Consider the following 17,235-nt stretch of genomic DNA (forward strand, 5'->3'; position numbering starts at 1 on the left):
GCTCGTCAGAAATGCGAATGCGCCTGGGTCAGCCGAACAGATAGCCCGAGCCGCGAATCGTGCGAATCAAGGGACGTTCGCCGGGCATCTCGACTTTCTTGCGCAAACGCCCCACGTGCACATCGATCAGATTCGTACCCGGGTCGAAGCGACAACCCCACACGGCTTCGAAAATCATCGTGCGTGTGAGCACCTGGCCGGTGTGGCGCATCATGAATTCGAGCACGCGGAATTCGGTGGGTTGCAGATCGAGTTCGCGCTGACGGTGGGTGACTTTGCGGCGCACCAGATCGAGCTCGAGCGCGCCGTTGCGCAGCATCGTTTCAGCTTTCGCGTGACGTGGACGCCGCCGCAATAGCACCTCGACGCGTGCGAACATTTCATCGGGCGAGAAGGGCTTGGTCAGATAGTCGTCGCCGCCGGCACGCAGGCCCTGAATGCGCTGATCGACATCGGACATCGCGCTCATCACCAGCACGGGCGTTTCCATGCCGACACCGCGCATGGTCGCGACGATCGTCAGACCGTCGAGATCGGGCAGCATGCGGTCGAGCGTGACGACGTCGTAATCGCCCGCCATCACTTTCGCCATGCCTTCGCGGCCGGTGTGAGCCACATCGACGGAAAAGCCGCTCGCGCTGAGCGTGCGAACGATGTCGTGAGCGATCAGCTCGTCATCTTCAATCGTCAATATCCTGGGCATGATGCGCGCGCCCGCTTCAGGCGACCGCGCGCAGTTCAACCGGGCGGTCCGGCGCGCGATACTGGCTGACCGCGAAGTCGATGAAGCTGCGCACGCGCATCGACAGGTAATTGCGGCCGGAGTAGAGAATCGACACCTGGCGCGGGCCGCCGTTGATCTCGAACTGTTCGAGCACGGGGACCAGCGCACCGCGCGTGAGATCGTCGGCGATGATCGGCATGGGCAGCAAGGCGATGCCCATGTGGTTGAGCGCGGCCACGCGCACCATTGCACTGCTGGTCGCGGTGAGCGCGCTGCCGGTGTTGACGCGGTAGATGCCGTCGGCGTCCGCGAATTCCCAGGCTCGCGGCGAACCGTCGGACACTGTCAGCAGACCATGCCGGTTCAAAGCAGCGGGGTCGCGTGGCGTGCCGTTGCGCGCAAGATAAGTGGGCGACGCAACCGTCAGTTCGTCGACGCTGGTGAGTGTGCGGCTCACCAGCGTGGAATTGGCGAGGCGCCGGTCGTCGGAGAAGCACACGTCGAAGCCGCCTTCCACGAGATCGATCTGCGTGTCGAACGTCGTCACGTCGAAGTCCACGCGCGGATGCAGCGTGCGGTAGGCGGCAAGCAGCGCGCCCAAGCCCGCGGTGGCGAAGGTCATGGGCGTGGCGATCCGTAACGTGCCCTGCGGGTCGCGGGTGGTCTCCAGCAGATTCGATTCCATCTCGTCGAGTTTCTCGATGATCGCGCGGCAACCATCGAGATATTCGCGGCCCACGTCCGTCAGCGAAAGACTGCGTGTGGTGCGGTTCAATAGGCGCATGTTCAGATGCGCTTCCAGCGTGCCGACGCTGCGCGTGACCGCGGCCGCGGACATGCCTAACTGTCTCGCCGCGAGATTGAAGCTGGCGAGATCGACTACTCGTGTGAAGACACGCATCGCTTGTAGCTGGTTCATGTTGGAACAGTAGAGAAGGGCGATGGGTGCATCATCGGCGATGGCGGATAAATCCGCGCTGCTAGGCGCATTAAGTCTTTTTTAATTTTGTGCAATGTTCATGAACTGTACGCGCGAACGGCTTGCCGGTTCCAGGAGAACTGTGAGCAACACTAAGTAATGGACAAAAAAGAGCGCGGACAAAGCCGCGCTTGCGAAAGAGACTTGAATGAAAGTAACCGCAGCTACGCGGCCACTGAAGTATAGGTGGGCTGCGTAACGCGTTGCGCGCGTGGTCTGAAACGCAGTCCTGCGTGAAACGCAACAAGCCTGCCTGCGGGTGTTTCAGTTGAGCATGCCGTGCACTTCCAGCGAGGCTTCCAGTTGCTGCGTGAGCGCGTGGTGCAGTTTGGCGAGGCTTTCGGTGGGCAGTGCGAAACCGGCCCAGCCGAGACCGGAATGCCGCAGGAACAGCACGGCGCCATCGTGCAGCGGATGCTTCTCCGCATGCCAGCACGGGTCGATCTCGATCACGTACTGGTGGGTGCGCAGCGGCTCCTTGGGCACTTCCGGGCGCATGCCGGCCCGCAGGACGCTGAGGTGCTCGATCACGGCGTCCAGATCGGCCACGTCGAGCAGCACGGCGCTGTCTGCGATGGCGATGCGAACCGCGTGCTGACCATATTCGTTGACTCTTTCGATGCTCATGGGGCGCGACATGTGCTGGCTCCTTGCGGCTATCACGATGCACAAATTATGTCGCTGCCGCGTCTGGCGAATCCTTAAAGAGCACGATCCACGGATGAAACTTTGTTTAAGGAACGCGCCTGCCGCATTCGCCGCGGCCGGCGTTCAATCCTCTGATGTTTGCCGGAATTGTGCGCCGCAACCGCCTATTGTTCATACGTATAAAACCGCCAATGTTTCAATATAGAAACATTTTTGGGCGTTCGAGAATCGCGATTCAAAATCTTTAATCGCGATCGATTCGTTAAATACGGGTTCGATTGCATCGGGTGGTCAATAAATTCCCAATTTGCGAATAAAGCCGCTATTGAACGGTCATTATCTGGGAGGTTTGGAGTTCAAGTTTGAAACACTTTTGGATGGTGCTCCGCCATACGCGGGTCGCAAATCGAATCCCTGCCGACAGGCTCGGTTCACACGCGCCGATGCCGGAAGATCAAGGCTGTACTTGGCTTCCCGGCCAGATGACGAAAATCGCGCCAGCATGGTTTGCTGTCGCGGCTGCGCAACCTGCCGTTCTCATATCAAACGCAAGATTACCGTTTTCTTCATACATTCTGTTTCTCGATAGTAATTTGTTTTTCAAATTTACTATAGCGATCCATTCCGCTAACATCACGCTTAATCCGTTAAGTGGCCTTGCCGTGATTCTGCCGGCAATAAATCATTTCGCTCATAGTGGCTGCTAACGGCGATCGGGGTCCACAATGTACGACAGTTTGGGGAAATATCATGCCGCACATGCACCTTGATACTGCGAGGATCACCTGGTTACATACGCCGACATTGAACGTGCGTAGTGCAACGCGGCGAATCGGCGTGTTGCTGTTCGACGGCTTCTGGCTGCTCGGCCCAGGCACCGTGGTGGAGATGTTCCAGACCGCGAACGAACTCTCGGGTTCGCGCGCCGGTGAAGAACAACCTTACGAAGTGCAATTCCTTTCCATGGACGGCGGCAGCGTCGCCAGTTCTTCTTCCGCGCGCATCTGGACTGACCGTATCGACGCGCGCTTTGCCAGCGGTTTCGACGTGCTGTTCATCGCGGGCGGCTACGGCGCGCATGTGGCCGCGCGCGACGAGCGCGTGCTGGGTTGGCTGCGTTCGGTGCAATCGCGCACGCGTGCGATCGAAACAATCGGTGAAGGGCGGCTCGTGCTGGAAGCGGCTGGCCCGACGGATAGCGACGGACTGCAGGTGAACCGCTATCTCAGCAATGTCACCGGCGAGTCCGCGCTCAACGCGTCTAACGATCGTAACGACTGTGCCCGCAGCGCGCTCATGTTCATCAAACGCGATCTCGGTGCCGAGCTTGCTCGCAGCGTTGCCGACCGTGTGATGCCTGGCATGGCTGCAACCTGGGTGCCGTTGCCGGCGGAAGGCGGCACGCTCAGCGTGGCCGAGAAGATCCGTGCCGCGGCGCGCTGGATGGAGGCCAATTGCGATCGTCCGGTTTCTGTGGCCGACGCCGCGCAGGTCGCGGCGATGAGCGAGCGCAATTTCCTGCGGCGTTTCAAGCATGAAATGCAGGTCACGCCGTCGGACTATCTGCTGCAGGTCCGACTGCGCATTGCCTGCAACTTCCTGACCGAGACCGAACTACCGGTCGACAAGATTGCGCGGCGCAGCGGCACGGGCAACGGCGATCGTCTGGCGAAGATTTTCCGCAAGCGCATGGCGCTATCTCCAACCGAATATCGCGCGCGCAGCCGCGTGGCGAGCGAGGCGTAATATTCATGCAGGTGCCCGTGCCGGCGGCGGGGCGCCTGACGACAGTTGGGCGCGTCCGTCGTGGCGGCCGCGTTTTCGCCGGTCAGGCTTCTTACGAGCACAGCAGCAATGGGCAACAAGGTGATCGCGACGGCATTGCCGGAGGTGAAACTCATCGAGCCCGAGGTGTTTTGCGACGAATTCGGCTTCTGCTTCGAGAGCTTCAGCGCGGACGAGTTTATCGACGACCTCTCGCAAGCTTTCCAGTTCGTGCAGGACCGGCATTCGCGTGCGGTGCATGGCGTGTTGCGCGGGTTGCACTATCAGGTGCAACGTCCTCAGGGTCGCCTCATGCGGGTCGTGGTGGGCGAAGTCTTTGCGGTTGCCGTCGACGTGCGGCTCAATTCGCCGAATTTCGGCAAGTGGTGCGGGGCGTATCTGAGCGCGGCCAATTATCGGCAGATCTGGGCGCCACCGGGTTTCGCGCTCGGTTTCGTCGTGCTGTCCAACTTTGCCGAGTGTTTGTGGAAGACCACGGAATACTGGTTTCCCGAACTGGAGCGCTGCATTCTGTGGCGCGATCCCGACATCGGCGTCGAGTGGCCGATCGATTTCGAACCGACCCTTGGCGCGAAGGATGCCGCGGGCCGGCGTCTTTACGAAGCGGAAAACATCGCCTGAGTTAAGTGTGCGGTCTTGCCGCGCCGAAGCGCACGCCTCGCGCCACGCCTGTCAGCGCGTCGCCACTACGGCGCCGACGCTTGCGGTCACCACTAGTAACGTGCCCGCTATCTGTAAAACCCCCATCGGCTGATGCAGTACGACGAAGCCGGCCAACGCGCCGATCGCCGGTTCGACGCTCATCAGGATTCCGAATGAGGCGGCCGGCATGTGCCGCAGCGCCACCATTTCCAGCGCGTACGGCAACAGCGGGACCAGTACCGCGAGGCCCGCCGTCGCCGCGATCTGGCCCGTCGCGACATGCAGACCGCTTTGCGCCAATCCGAACGGCGTGGCCACGAGTGCCGCAGCGATCAGCGATACCGACAGTCCCTCGAGTCCCGCGAACAAGGTGCCGGTCTTCTTCATCAACACGATGTAGGTGCCCCACCCGAGCGCCGCGCCGCAGGCGAGCAGCACGCCGAGCGGTTCGCCGATCCAGCCGGCGCGATCACGCGAAAGCAGTATGACGCCGGCAATCGCCAGCGCGGGCCAGAGCAAGGCTCGCGCGCGACGGACCGCGAAGGTCGCGACGGCGAGTGGCCCGAGAAAGTCGATCGCGACGGCGAGTCCTAAAGGAATGCGCTGGAGCGCCGCGAAAAAGCACAGCGTCATGCCCGCCATCGCTGCGCCGAGCACGCCGGCGGCAGTCCAATGAGCGCGCGAGTAACTCAGCAAGCGCGGACGGACCAGCAAGGCGAGCACCAATGCCGCCCAGCACAGGCGCAACCATGTGGTGCTGAGTGAACCGTAGGTGGCCATCGTCGGCGCGGAAAGCGCGGCGCCGAATTGCACACAAGACATCGACAGTACGCACAGCAACGCCGCCACGGCCGCGCCGCGGGCGGGTTTGACGCTGGTTTGCGCGGGATTCAGCGCGGCTTGGAGGGTGGTGTCCTGCATGGTCGTCTGGTGAGTTGGCGCTCGATCGGAGTTCGTCATCGCTATCTTATCGGTGCCGGCGGTATTAAGATAAGTTGATATTTCTTATGCTGACTTCAAGAACCTTTATGACCCGAGATCTCGACAGCAGCCTGCTGCGCGCCTTCGTCACCGTGGCCGAGACGGGCGCGGTGGGCGTGGCGGCGACGCGCCTCGCGCGGACCCAGGCCGCGGTGAGCATGCAATTGCGCCGGCTCGAAGAAGAACTCGGCCAGCGCCTGCTCGACCGCTCGCCGCGCGGCGTGCAGCTTACCGAAGCAGGTCACTTGTTGCTGCCGTATGCTCACACGATACTCGGCGCGGGCGCCGATGCGCGCCGCGCGTTGAGCGCGGGGCAGGTGTCCGGCACCGTGCGGCTCGGCATGCTGGAGGACATTGCGGTCGGTCGTTTGCCGCGGGCGTTGCGGCGCTTTTCGATCGCTTATCCGCAAGTGGCGCTGGAGATCGTCGTTGACAGCAGTGCGGCGCTGTCGAACCGGCTCGCGGATGGCAGCCTCGACGTGGTGGTCGGCGATCCCGCGCTGGTCGACGCAACGCCGCTTCTCACGTGGACGCAACCACTCTTCTGGGTCGGCGCGCGCGGTTTTAGCCGCGACGCGCAGGCCGCGTTGCCGGTGGTGGCATTCGGCGGCGCGTGTCTATGGCAGCAGCAGGTGTTGACGGCGCTGCGGCGCGCGGGGATCGCGTGGCGCATCGTGTGCACCAGCACCAGTCTGCCGGCCGTGCAATCCGCGGTTGAAGCGGGGCTCGGCGTCTCGGTGCTGCTCGACGGCAACATTCGTTCGGAATCGATGCGCGTGCTCGGTCAAAGCGAGGCTTTGCCCGACGCGCCCACCGCGGACTTCGGGCTCTTCAAGCGCGAGGTTTCCGGCGCGCAGGCGGCCGCCGTGCAAACCTTGCAAACGTTCCTCTGCGAGGAATTGCATCTCGGTCTGCGCGAAGGCGGGCCGCAGCTCGTGCCGGCTTTGGGCTAATGCGTCGGCGCCTGGTCCCATGTGAGTTTTTACGACATTTTTTCTTGAGACGCATCCACGCGAAATCTACACTTCGAGCATCTTGATACCACGAGGTGCTCAACGTGAAGCGACGTGCAACGAAGCAACAATCCGTTCGTATCGACTACGTGTGTCACGGCATGGGCCGTGTCGAATTGCGCCGCTTCGATCCGGCACGCGATTCGTTCGTCGCGTTGACGGCGTTGTTGCATCGGGCCTTCACGCCGCTCGGCGCGATGGGCCTCAATTGCACGTGCGTGGATCAGACCGTCGAGACCACACGCTTGCGCGCAACGCGCGGCGATTGCTACGTGGCGGTGTGCGACGGGCGCATCGTCGGCACGATGACGCTCTATGCGACGGACCGTGAATCGGCGTGCGATCTATACCGTCGCGACGATATCGCCAGCATGCGCCAGTTCGCGGTCGAGCCGGTGTGGCAGTCGCGCGGTATCGGTACGTTGCTGATCGCATTCGCCGATCATTGGGCCGCGACGCGAGGTTATGCCGAGCTTGCGCTCGACACGCCGCAACCGGCAGCGCATCTGATCGCGTTTTATCGTGGACAGGGGTTTCGTATCGTCGATTTCGTGCGCTTTGACGGCAAGCGTTACGACAGCGCGATCTTGAGCAAGCCGCCGGTGGCGACGCGTACGCTCGCTAACTGGTCGCATCGATTGAGCGTGCGTGCGCCGATTGCGCGCGCGGCGTGAAGACGAGGAAGCGACAACGAAGAGCGGGGAAGTGCTGCAGTGCAATGCGCTGTGTAGAACGCATGGATGCAGGTCGAGCCCGGAAGTGAAAACCCCGGCGCGGGCAGCAACAATTGCAATACGGTACGGCAAGTATTGCAACGGATTGCTGATTCTCGCGCCGGGGCAGGTGTGTTTCCGCCTAAACGGTCGAAGCATTCATCAGCGTCGCATCACGCCCATCAGCAAGGTGACGAGGAAGATCACCACGAAGATGAAGAACAGGACCTTGGCGATTTCCGTCGCGCCTGCGGCGATGCCGCCAAAGCCGAATACCGCGGCGATGATTGCGATGATGAAGAAGATTGCAGCGTATCGAAGCATGGGGCCTCCCACCGATGGATTGCTGGATTGAAATGGAAAACGGCGACTCGTTGTGGGCACTGCGTGCTTTGACGGGTTATTTGCCGGCGAGCGGAATAGAGCAATACGTGTGCCCAGACCTGGCCGTGCGAGGGCGTGCGTCTGATCGGCGCGTCGGCGTGAAGGAAATTTCGTTTGAAGCCGGCGGCGAGAAGGCGGCTGTCGTATCCACGCCAACGCGGATTTCGACACGGCGGCGGCCGGCGTTCCAGACCCGAGCGTTCACGAATGAATGTGGGCTATAAGAGGTGCGCGGCCGGCGTCACCGGCCGCAGCAAGCAGCGTGTCAATATAAGTCAGCTCATCAACGCGCGGCGGCGTCCGTCACTTCATCGTTCCAGTAGGGCGGCAATGCCTTATACGGATTGCCCCCGGCAAGCGACGTGACATACACGCCGCCCGCGCCATGCGTCTTCGCGTATTGCACGACGCCCGGCAATTGCGCGGCAGTCGCGCCATACACCATGTGCACGAAGCGGTTCTTCGGATAGGCGGCTTGCCAGCCCATCGGCTGATATTTTGCGTAACTCTTCGCAGTGCTTTCGAACACGACGAACTGGTCGGCCGTCGGCAGGCTTGCGTAGAGTTCTGGAATGTTGGTGCCCGGATTGGCCGTCACCGAGTAGGTGGCGTTCAGTCCTTTGATGTAGTTGTAGATCGACTGGTAGAACTGGATGTGCGACATCTGGCTATCGGACGTCATCTCGTCGATGAAAAAACCGTCCACTTTATACAGCGCCACATAGGTATTGATGTCGGCCACGACCGCGGAGAGCGAGCGCTTTCCGTACGAGGTGGACACATAGCCCAGCACCTTGCCGCCCGCGGCGCGAAGCTTGGCGACGGCGGCGGCATAGTTCGGATCTTCCTTGACGCCGGGGCCGCTGTTCGGATTCAGGATGGCGGTGGTCGGCACTTTGCGCGCCGAGGTCACGAGACTGTTCCAGTTCGCGACGCTGCCGGTGGCGTTGAAGTAGGACGGTACGACGAGACTGGTGGCCGTGCTGCCCGCCGCGAAGGCCGTGCCGTTGAGGCATCCCAGCAACAGACCTGCGATGAGTCCAACGCGTTTCAGACACCTGTCGGTGCGCCCCGCAAGGCGGATTCTTTCCGCCGATTCCAACGCGAAGACCGCACGCACACCCGCAACCGCACCCATTCCCCGATTTTCTTGCATGTAGCCTCCTGACGCGGTCTTTCGAAACCGCTGTCGATTGGCCCGCCGTGGACACGGCGGGCAACTGGCAAACTCCCGCAAGGGAGTCCCTGTAGTTTTGCGTCGCCGGATCGCTCCGGGTTTGCCCAAACTGCGCTAACGGCATCCCTTGAGTTTTCTTTAGGGGGCCGATTTATTTTTTTGTCGTTTGATTCGAACCCCATCCAGAGTAACCAAAAAAAATCGATTTCTTTTTGCGTTTCGGTATTTATTGCAGCATGCCGCGGTGAGCCGAGCTTGAACGCCGGTCGATTACGCCTGTTTGACGAGGATTAAAAATATTTGAAAGAGCGCAGAAAGAGTAGGGCAACGCCTCTGTCTCGCGCGATTTATTGATCGGAAGATTAAGAGCCAGCAAGATTGATCTGCCTGCTGCAGCGGTTTTCCAACACATTGCGGATCTCCTTGACGAATCGATTTTAAGCAGCCGCAACACTTCATATCGCTTGTGCTCAGGTGCGCAATCGTTTGCCTTTGAATTCAAGCGGATGCATTTACCACTATTTAACAATCCAGATTCCGCCGACGACATAAGCGAGCTTGAGACGCCACATGTCATGTGCTATCTTCCACCGCCTTACCAGTAATCAGACAAAAAGTCGGTATCGCATCCGGCGCAAAGTCAGTTTTGCGCGATGCAAATAATGCCGACGGGCCGGCTCGAAAATCCGCTAGCGGAAACATTCTCCCCACAAGGAGAATGCCGCTCGCGTTCAGACTGAACGGGGTAAAGATTTTGGCGATGAAGAAGCGGACCCGGGCATGCGCCGGCGGGGACTCTTGCGGGGTGGTCGGACGTGCGGGCGAACGATTTCTTACGCGCACCTTGATAGCGGTAATGCTTGGCGCGGCCGGTATTGCACCGCTTGCGACTCATGCAGTGACACAGACGGAGGCTGCACCGCTGCAGTCCGCTGCCGCGGCGACCAGCTCCAACTCTGCCGCGTCTGCCCCCAACCTCGCTTTCTTCTATGCCGCCAATCCGCCTGTCGGCGAATTGCAAGCATTCGATGCCGTCGTCGTCGATCCCGCCACGGGTTTCGACCCGGCCGCTCATCCGCTCGCGCATACCACCTGGATCGCCCGCACCACCGGTGCCGAGTCCGCCGGATCGGCCGACGCATTCCTCTCCAGCCAGATCGAACCGCTGTGGCAGCGTGGCTATCGTGGCTTCCTGCTCGACACGCCCGCGGCCGTGGCCGCCGCCGGCCGCATTCATGAAGCGCATCCGGACGCGCGCCTCGTGGCGGGCGGCGCCGACGTCATGCGCAACGCGCTGCCGGTTGCGAAGTCGCTCTACGCGGTAGTCGGCGATTCGCTGGTGCGTGGACTCGGCGACAGCGGCCAGCTTCTCGACGTCCCCGAATCGTTGCGCGCGCAACGCATTGCGGATGCGCGCGCATTCACGCAGCAAAGCGGCGTGCCGGTGGTGTCCGTGGAATATTGCGCGCGCAACGACCGGCAATGCGCCCGCGACACGGCGGCGCGCGTCGTGTCGGCCGGCATGCTGCCTTATGTGACGAGCAAGGCCCGCGACGTGGTCGGCATCGGCAAGATCGAAGTGCTGCCGCGCAAGATTCTCGTCGTGCAGGACCGCGACACCCAGGATCCGCTCGACCTGAGCGCGGGCGTGCGCGATCTGGCCACGCCGCTCAACTATATGGGCTACGACGTCGAGTACGCCGACTTCTCGTCGCGTCTGCCGGACGCCATCACGCCGGATCGCTACGCGGGCGTCGTCGCGTGGATCCAGCGCGGCGCGGTGCCCGATCCCGAAGCGTGGCAACGCTGGGTCGCGGCGCGCATGGCGGATCACGTTCCCGTCGCGTTCCTCGGCCAGTTCGGCTTCGACGCAGCCGGTTCGGCCGGCGCGGCGCTCGACCTGCAAGCCGTGGGGGGAACCCTGGCCGCGCCGGTCACGGTGGTCAAGAGCGATCCGATGGTCGGCTTCGAAATCAGCCCGAAGCCCGAGCCGCGCGATCTGCAAGGCGTGCGTGTGGGTTCGCGCAGCCAGCCGTTGCTGCGCGTCTCGGCCAACGGCGTGCTGCTCGATCAGGTCGCGCTGACGCCGTGGGGCGGCTATGCGCTCAGCCCATACACCGTGGCGTCGCTCGACAGCATCGAGCAGGAGCGTTGGGCGATTCAGCCGATGGCGTTCATGAAAGCGGCGCTGCATCTGCAGGACATGCCGTCGCCGAGCGTCACGACCGAAAACGGCCGGCGTCTGCTCATGTCACACGTGGACGGCGACGGCTTCGCCTCGCGCGCCGAATTTCCCGGCCCCGACTATTCCGGCGAAGCGTTGTATCAGCAGATCTTCACCCGCTATCAGGTGCCGATGACGCTCTCGGTGATCGAAGGCGAAGTCGGCCCCAAGGGCCTGCATCCGGATATCTCGCCGCGTCTCGAAGAGATCGCGCGCAAGATGTTCGCGCTGCCGCATGTCGAGATCGGCACGCACACGTATTCGCATCCGTTCCAATGGGAGCAGGTGGACAGCAAGACCGGCGCGCAGGTGGACCGCGGAGGCGGCGACGCGGCGTTCTCGCTGAACATTCCGGGTTATCACTTCAATATCGACCGTGAGATCACCGGTTCGATCGACTACATCAACACGCGGCTCGCGCCGCCCGGAAAGAAGACCGTGCTGCTGCAATGGTCCGGCGATTGCCGGCCGCCGGGTTTCGTCGTGCGCAAGGTGTACGAGGCCGGCGTCTACAACTTCAACGGCGGCGACACGGTAATCACCAGGTCAGCCAATAGCTGGACCAATATCGCGCCGATCGGCGTGGACAAGGGGCCGGGCGCGTATCAGGTGTATGCGCCGAATCAGGACGAGAACGTCTACACGAACGACTGGCAAGGTCCGTTCTATGGCTTTACGCGCGTGCTCGAAACCTTCTCGATGACCGACCGGCCACTGCGCTTCAAGCCGATCGACATTTACTACCACATGTATAGCGGGACCAAGGTCGCCTCGTTGCGCGCGCTCGACCAGATCTTTTCAACCGTGCTCAAGCAGCCGGTGATGCCGGTCTACGTGAGCGAGTACATCCGCAAGGTGCTCGACTGGCACACGTTCGCGGTGGCGAAAGAGGTGGGCCCGCAGGCGAGCGACTGGATCGTGCGCGGCAACGGCGAGGTGCGCGAGTTGCACTGGCCGCAAGCGGCCAAACCGTCGCTCGATAACGCGTCGGGCGTGACTGGCTTTGCAGCGGGACCTGACGGCACGTATATCCATATCGACGGCGGCAACGCCCGCTTTGCAATCGGCAGCGCGGCGGCCACACAGGCGGCGCCGTATATCGGCGAAGCCAACGGTTTCGTGCGCAACTTCCGGCGCACGGCGCAGGGCGTGCGTTTCGAATTCGCCGGTCACTACCAGCCATTCGTGAAACTGGCCAACGCGCAGCAGTGCAAGGTCAGCGTCAACAAGCAGGCTGTCGCCACGCGTCGCGACGGCGAGTTCCTGCGTTTCGATACGCCGGCTGACGTCGGACAGAAACTGAACTACCAGTCCGTCGAGGTCGCCTGTGGCCGCTAATCGCCCTCGCATCGCGCCCATGTGGCTCGTCCTGCTGCTCGCGGGCGTCGTGCTGATCACGCTGTATCTCGTGCATCCGCGCGGCGGCCTGCGTAGCCGGATGACGTCGACCGACGCGCCGAGCGATCTCAGCATCGCCTACCTCGAAGCATGGCTGCGCGTGCAGCCCGATAACACGGAAATCCTCTCGGTGCTCGGCACGCAGTATGTGCGGCTGGGCCGCAACGAGGACGCGCGCCGTATCGCCGCCCGCATGGAAGCGATTCCGAGCGATCACATGCGCCGCGCGGCGCAGTTGCTGCGTCTAACGGTCGATACGCGCGAGACGTTTGCGCTGCCCGCCAACGATCCGGGCCGTGATGCCGCGCTCGCCCGTTTGCGTACGCAGCTCACGAATGCGGCGGCGCTGACGTGGTCGAATGCCGACCTGCAGATGCTGGCGGAAGCAGCCGCCTCGGTGAACGCGCAACAGCTCGCCGGCCAACTCTATGCGCGCCTCGCTGAACAGGACCCGGCGCAGCAAACGCGCTGGAACCGCGAAGTGGTGCGCTTCGCCATGTACGGGGGCGACTATCGCGGCGCGGCCAACGGCTGGTTCCGACTGCAAGCGAGCGCTGCGACCTTCGATGCAAAGCGTCAGTGCTTTCTCGAAGGTATTCGGGCCTTGCAATCGGGCAATCTGCTAGATGAGGCGCTCGCGGCCGCCAACGAACACGGCGCCGCGTTCGCGCACGATCACGAAACGCTCGTCGTGTTGCTGAATCTGGCGCGCGCGGCGCATCGTCCGGATCTCGTCGACCGTTACGCGAAGGCGCTGGCCGGCTATGCGCGGGCTCAGCCTGATCAGGACGGCGCGCTGCGTCTCGTCGCCTTCATCCGCGAACGCTCGCGTGAAGACGGCTCGCAAGGGCAGTACGCGTATATGGATGGTCCGCAAGGCTGGGCCGGTGTAGCCATGCACACTCGCACGCACGGCTCGCGCGATGTGCGTCTCGTGCGCGTCGCGGTGTCCAGCGCTGCGTCTGCGTCGGCGGCCGCGGCGTCGAGTCCCGCAGCAGCTGCGCCTGCGGCGCCGTCTGCCGCATCGAACTCCGCAGCCGCATCGAACGACGTCCCGAGCCTCCTTTACCAGTCCTTCCTCGAATCGAGCGATCTGCCGAACGCACAGCGAGTCGCTACCGAGCAGGTCAGCAAGAACCCAGGCTCGCCACTCTGGACCAAGCGCCTTGCTCAGGTCGCCGAATGGAACCATGCGTCGCCGCTCGCCTTGCAGATGTGGCTCGCTTACGCACAGACCACGCACGATCCGGAAGGCTGGAAAAACGTCATGCGCCTCGCGCCCATGCTCAACGACGACAATGCCTATCTGGCGGCGTTGATCCAGGCATCGAATGCGGCGCCCGGCGATCTCAAGCTGGTCGACTCGGTGGTTGCGGCATACGAGCGTCTCGGCCGTCCGGACGACGCGCTGGCTTTCCTGCGCGGCCGCCAACGCAATTCGCCGGCTGAAGCAATCGATTCGCGCCTGGGTCAGCTCGCCGAGCGCTCCGGTCAGGACGACGAAGCGCTGACCTACTATCGCAAGCTGAATCAGCTCTATCCCTCGAACACGCAATACGCGCTGCGCACGGCGAGCCTTTTGTATCGCCACGGCGACTACAAGGGCGCGCTCGACACGCTGCTCGCCGCGCGCCGGGGCGCCAAGGACGACGACGTGCTGTTCTGGCGCAATGCCGCGCAACTCGCGCGTCTATTGCAGCGTGACGACATAGCGAACGACGCCTACAAGCATCTATTGGCGAGCGGCCAGGCCACACCCGAAGACCTGAGCGCGATGACGTACTTCTACGACGCGTATCCGGTCGACGCGGCTCGCACGTCCGAGTTGCAGTTCCGCCGCGACCACTCGCAGCGCGCGCTGCAGAGCGCGATTCACTATTACACGGATGCGGAGCAATACGACCGCGTCGACGCGTTGCTCAAGAGCCTGACGCCCGAACAACTGACGGCTGGCGAAGCCGACCCCGCGTTCCTGCGCGTGCGGGCCGAATACTATCGCCAGACCGATCGTCCGCTCGACGCACTGCACGATCTGCAGCACGCGGTGTCGCTGCCCGGCGCGACGCTCGACTTGCGCGCCGCGCTGCTCTGGACGCTGGTGGACTACGGCAGCGAAGCGCAATTGCGCGAGGCGGTCGCTGAATGGCGCGATGCGCCCGCGCAGGCGCCGGCCTTGTGGGGCCCGCTGGCCGCCGCGCTGATGCGTCTGAACCGGCCGGAAGCCGCGTTGAAATATCTGCGTCTGCAGTCGGCGTCGATGTCGCGCGATCCGTTGTGGCAACTCACCTACGCCGAAGCGCAGGAAATGGCGGGGCGCAGCGATCTCGCGTGGTCAATCCGTCGCAACGTCTGGCGTCAGATGCAGCAGGAAGAGGCCGAGGTTCGCGCCAACAGCGCGCAAGGGCAGATCGTGCTGCGCACGCGCGCTTCACAGGGCAGCGAAGTGCGCGAGCAGATGCTCGGCCGCCAGGTCACGCTCGCGTCGATCTTCGAAAACGCGGACGTGTCGAAGGCTTTCCTGATCGATCTGCTCGCCAGCGACGCAGGCCGCAACGACAACACCGAAGCGCGCCGCACGCTGCTCGGCGACGCGGCCGGCCTGCCGCCCGCGCAACCCGTGAAGGCGCACGTGGCTGCGAAGTCGCCGGATCAGGCGCAGTTGACTTCGTCGGTGGCGCGCGACGTGGCGCTCGCCTGGGCGATGTCGCATGAAGCGAATCCGTTGGCAAAGCGCTGGCTGGCTCGCCAGTACGCCAATGTGCTGGTGCAGCCTTCGGAGCAGTTGATCGCGATCGCGCTTGCTGAAAACGACAAGCCCGCGATGGAGCGTCTGCTCGACCAGCAAGGCGCGCGTTTGCCGCTCTACAACCGTATCGACGCATCGATCGCGGTGGATCGTCCGGGCGCGGCTGAAAACCTCGCGTTTCAAGGCCTGGAAGGCGCGCCCTACGATTCGGAACTGCATAGCCGGCTGGAGCAGACCGCGTTGACGTGGCCGCAATCGCTTGACGCGACGGTGAACAGCTTCGTCGAACATCCGCTCGATTACGTCGAGCAGACGTTAGCGGGCAGCATCAAGATTGCCGATTTCTACATGGTCGGCGTGAACGGTGTGCAGCGCTTCCAGCACTCGACGGACGAGTCGCAACTGACCAACGTGCCGTCGGTGGATCGGTCCGTGGAATTTTTCGCGCGGCGTCAAACGTACGACACGGCTTTCATGGTGACAGCCGGCCGCCGCGAAGCGCTCGACAGTTTCTATAGCGTGGCGGTGGCAGCGGAGTGGGGCAGGAACTCGCCGTTGTCGGTGGCCGTCAAGGCAGGCCGCAATCAGACGGCGCGTGAATCGCAGGCACTGCTGGTCGGCGGCATGAAGGACAACGTAATCGGTACGGTCACGTATCGCATGACGCAGAATCTATACGCCACGGGCAGCGTCGAAGCGGATCGTTTCTATAGCCAGGCACGCAATTACCTCGGCAGCGGCGTGCTGTCGACGGGCGAGATCGGCTATCGGATCCGCACGAACTATCCGGACTACACGTTCCGCCTGGTCGGCGCGCATGGCGACTACGGCGCGAGCGGCAACGCCGACGCCCTGATTTCAAGGCTGATCCCGGCGGCCGCCGGGCCGGTCACCGCGTCGACTTTCATCCCGCAGACATACTCGCAATACGGCTTTTTCTTCGGTTTCGGCAACGATCTGATCGACCAGTACACGCGCGCGTGGCGGCCGTTCCTCGACGTGGGCCTACAGCACGACTCGAATCAAGGCTGGGGGCCGGCGATCAGCCTGGGGCTCGCGGGCACGATCTTCGGCGGCGATCACGCGGCAATCTACTTCTCGCATCAGCGCGTGTCGCATCTCGGCACGCCCGTGACCCAGATCGGGGCACGGTATAGCTGGTTTTATTGAACCTGATTTCGAATACATATCCAAAGGAGCATTCTTCATGGTCGGCATTAAACGATTGGTTCGTACGAGCGCCTGGTGTGCTGCGGCAACCGCGCTGGCTCTGATGGTAAGCGCATGCGGCACGGTGCGTCAGACCTCGGGCCCGGCACTCTCGCGCGGCGACAAAGTGGCGGTCGTGTCGATCGCCAACTACACTGAAACGCCGGACGCGGGCCATAGCGCCGAGTCGATCGCGGCCAACACGCTGCGCGCGGGCGGTATCGCCGATGTGCGCATCGCGCCGGCCGATTCGAGCCGCAATGCGATGTTCGACACCACGCAGCGCGCCGACGGCGACAAGGCGCTGGAATGGGCGCGTTCGCAGAACGCCCGCTATGTGCTGTCCGGCGCTGTCGAAGAATGGCGCTACAAGACGGGCGTGGACGGCGAGCCGGTGGTCGGCGTGACCTTCGAATTGATCGACGTGTCGAACGGCGCCGTGGTGTGGAGCGCGACGGGTACGCATACGGGCTGGAGCCGCTCGGGTCTGTCGAGCGTGGCGACTTCGTTGATCGGCAAGGTTCTGTCGCCGTTGCAAGCGCGTCAATAAGGACGCCGGTAAGCATATCCCCAAGGTTGCGGCTTGCGCCCGAAGTGCGGGCCGCAAGCTGA

Annotated in this window: 13 protein-coding genes and 1 riboswitch; of the genes, 7 read left to right on the forward strand and 6 right to left on the reverse strand. The window is 62.9% G+C overall.

The annotated features are described in order from the left end of the window. Positions 1-28 precede the first annotated feature (28 nt). The 3 genes from ACQKRQ_RS37340 to ACQKRQ_RS37350 form a co-directional block, all read right to left on the reverse strand. Positions 29-703, reverse strand: a complete 675-nt coding sequence (locus tag ACQKRQ_RS37340) for a response regulator transcription factor (RefSeq protein ID WP_132375120.1) — start codon at positions 701-703, stop codon at positions 29-31. Positions 704-719: 16 nt separating this feature from the next. Further along, positions 720-1,643 carry a LysR family transcriptional regulator gene (locus ACQKRQ_RS37345; protein WP_427482647.1) on the reverse strand — a complete coding sequence of 308 codons (924 nt, stop codon included), beginning with the start codon at positions 1,641-1,643 and terminating at the stop codon, positions 720-722. Between the two features lie 324 nt (positions 1,644-1,967). Then, positions 1,968-2,342, reverse strand: a complete 375-nt coding sequence (locus tag ACQKRQ_RS37350) for a hypothetical protein (RefSeq protein WP_408318912.1) — start codon at positions 2,340-2,342, stop codon at positions 1,968-1,970. 759 nt (positions 2,343-3,101) lie between these two features. Between ACQKRQ_RS37350 and ACQKRQ_RS37355 the strand changes: the two genes are divergently transcribed. Beyond that, positions 3,102-4,097 (forward strand): GlxA family transcriptional regulator, encoded by a 996-nt coding sequence (locus ACQKRQ_RS37355; protein ID WP_132375117.1) that lies wholly within the window; start codon positions 3,102-3,104, stop codon positions 4,095-4,097. A gap of 108 nt (positions 4,098-4,205) precedes the next feature. Further along, positions 4,206-4,757, forward strand: coding sequence for a dTDP-4-dehydrorhamnose 3,5-epimerase (gene rfbC / locus ACQKRQ_RS37360; protein ID WP_132375116.1), 552 nt, complete (start codon positions 4,206-4,208; stop codon positions 4,755-4,757). Between the two features lie 51 nt (positions 4,758-4,808). Here rfbC and ACQKRQ_RS37365 read toward each other — a convergent pair whose 3' ends face one another. After that, on the reverse strand, positions 4,809-5,699 hold the full coding sequence (locus tag ACQKRQ_RS37365) for an EamA family transporter (protein ID WP_427482649.1): 891 nt from the start codon (positions 5,697-5,699) through the stop codon (positions 4,809-4,811). A 107-nt stretch (positions 5,700-5,806) separates the two neighbouring features. On the opposite strand from ACQKRQ_RS37365, the gene ACQKRQ_RS37370 reads away from it, so the two are divergent. Further along, positions 5,807-6,712 (forward strand): LysR substrate-binding domain-containing protein, encoded by a 906-nt coding sequence (locus tag ACQKRQ_RS37370; protein WP_427482650.1) that lies wholly within the window; start codon positions 5,807-5,809, stop codon positions 6,710-6,712. Between the two features lie 104 nt (positions 6,713-6,816). Then, a complete protein-coding gene (locus tag ACQKRQ_RS37375) occupies positions 6,817-7,446 on the forward strand; it encodes a GNAT family N-acetyltransferase (RefSeq protein WP_408181435.1) in 630 nt (209 codons plus the stop codon). Between the two features lie 201 nt (positions 7,447-7,647). Here the strand turns inward: ACQKRQ_RS37375 and ACQKRQ_RS37380 are convergent, their stop codons facing one another. Both ACQKRQ_RS37380 and ACQKRQ_RS37385 read right to left on the reverse strand, forming a co-directional pair. Next, positions 7,648-7,809, reverse strand: coding sequence for a DUF1328 domain-containing protein (locus tag ACQKRQ_RS37380; RefSeq protein WP_007182451.1), 162 nt, complete (start codon positions 7,807-7,809; stop codon positions 7,648-7,650). A gap of 343 nt (positions 7,810-8,152) precedes the next feature. Continuing rightward, positions 8,153-9,025, reverse strand: a complete 873-nt coding sequence (locus tag ACQKRQ_RS37385) for a spherulation-specific family 4 protein (RefSeq protein WP_427482653.1) — start codon at positions 9,023-9,025, stop codon at positions 8,153-8,155. Between the two features lie 56 nt (positions 9,026-9,081). Beyond that, a riboswitch (cyclic di-GMP riboswitch) is annotated at positions 9,082-9,161 on the reverse strand. 741 nt (positions 9,162-9,902) lie between these two features. Between ACQKRQ_RS37385 and ACQKRQ_RS37390 the strand changes: the two genes are divergently transcribed. Genes ACQKRQ_RS37390 through ACQKRQ_RS37400 form a run of 3 tightly spaced genes read left to right on the forward strand, consistent with a single transcriptional unit; the run spans position 9,903 to position 17,173 of the window. Further along, positions 9,903-12,608, forward strand: coding sequence for a sugar ABC transporter (locus ACQKRQ_RS37390; protein ID WP_427482655.1), 2,706 nt, complete (start codon positions 9,903-9,905; stop codon positions 12,606-12,608). Positions 12,609-12,627: 19 nt separating this feature from the next. Continuing rightward, entirely contained in the window at positions 12,628-16,584 is a 3,957-nt protein-coding gene (locus tag ACQKRQ_RS37395; RefSeq protein ID WP_427482657.1) for a tetratricopeptide repeat protein, read from the forward strand. Between the two features lie 37 nt (positions 16,585-16,621). After that, positions 16,622-17,173, forward strand: coding sequence for a penicillin-binding protein activator LpoB (locus ACQKRQ_RS37400; protein WP_427482659.1), 552 nt, complete (start codon positions 16,622-16,624; stop codon positions 17,171-17,173). The last annotated feature ends 62 nt before the right edge of the window (positions 17,174-17,235 follow it).

Source organism: Paraburkholderia sp. NPDC080076, from assembly GCF_050281145.1.
Taxonomy (GTDB): Bacteria; Pseudomonadota; Gammaproteobacteria; order Burkholderiales; family Burkholderiaceae; genus Paraburkholderia.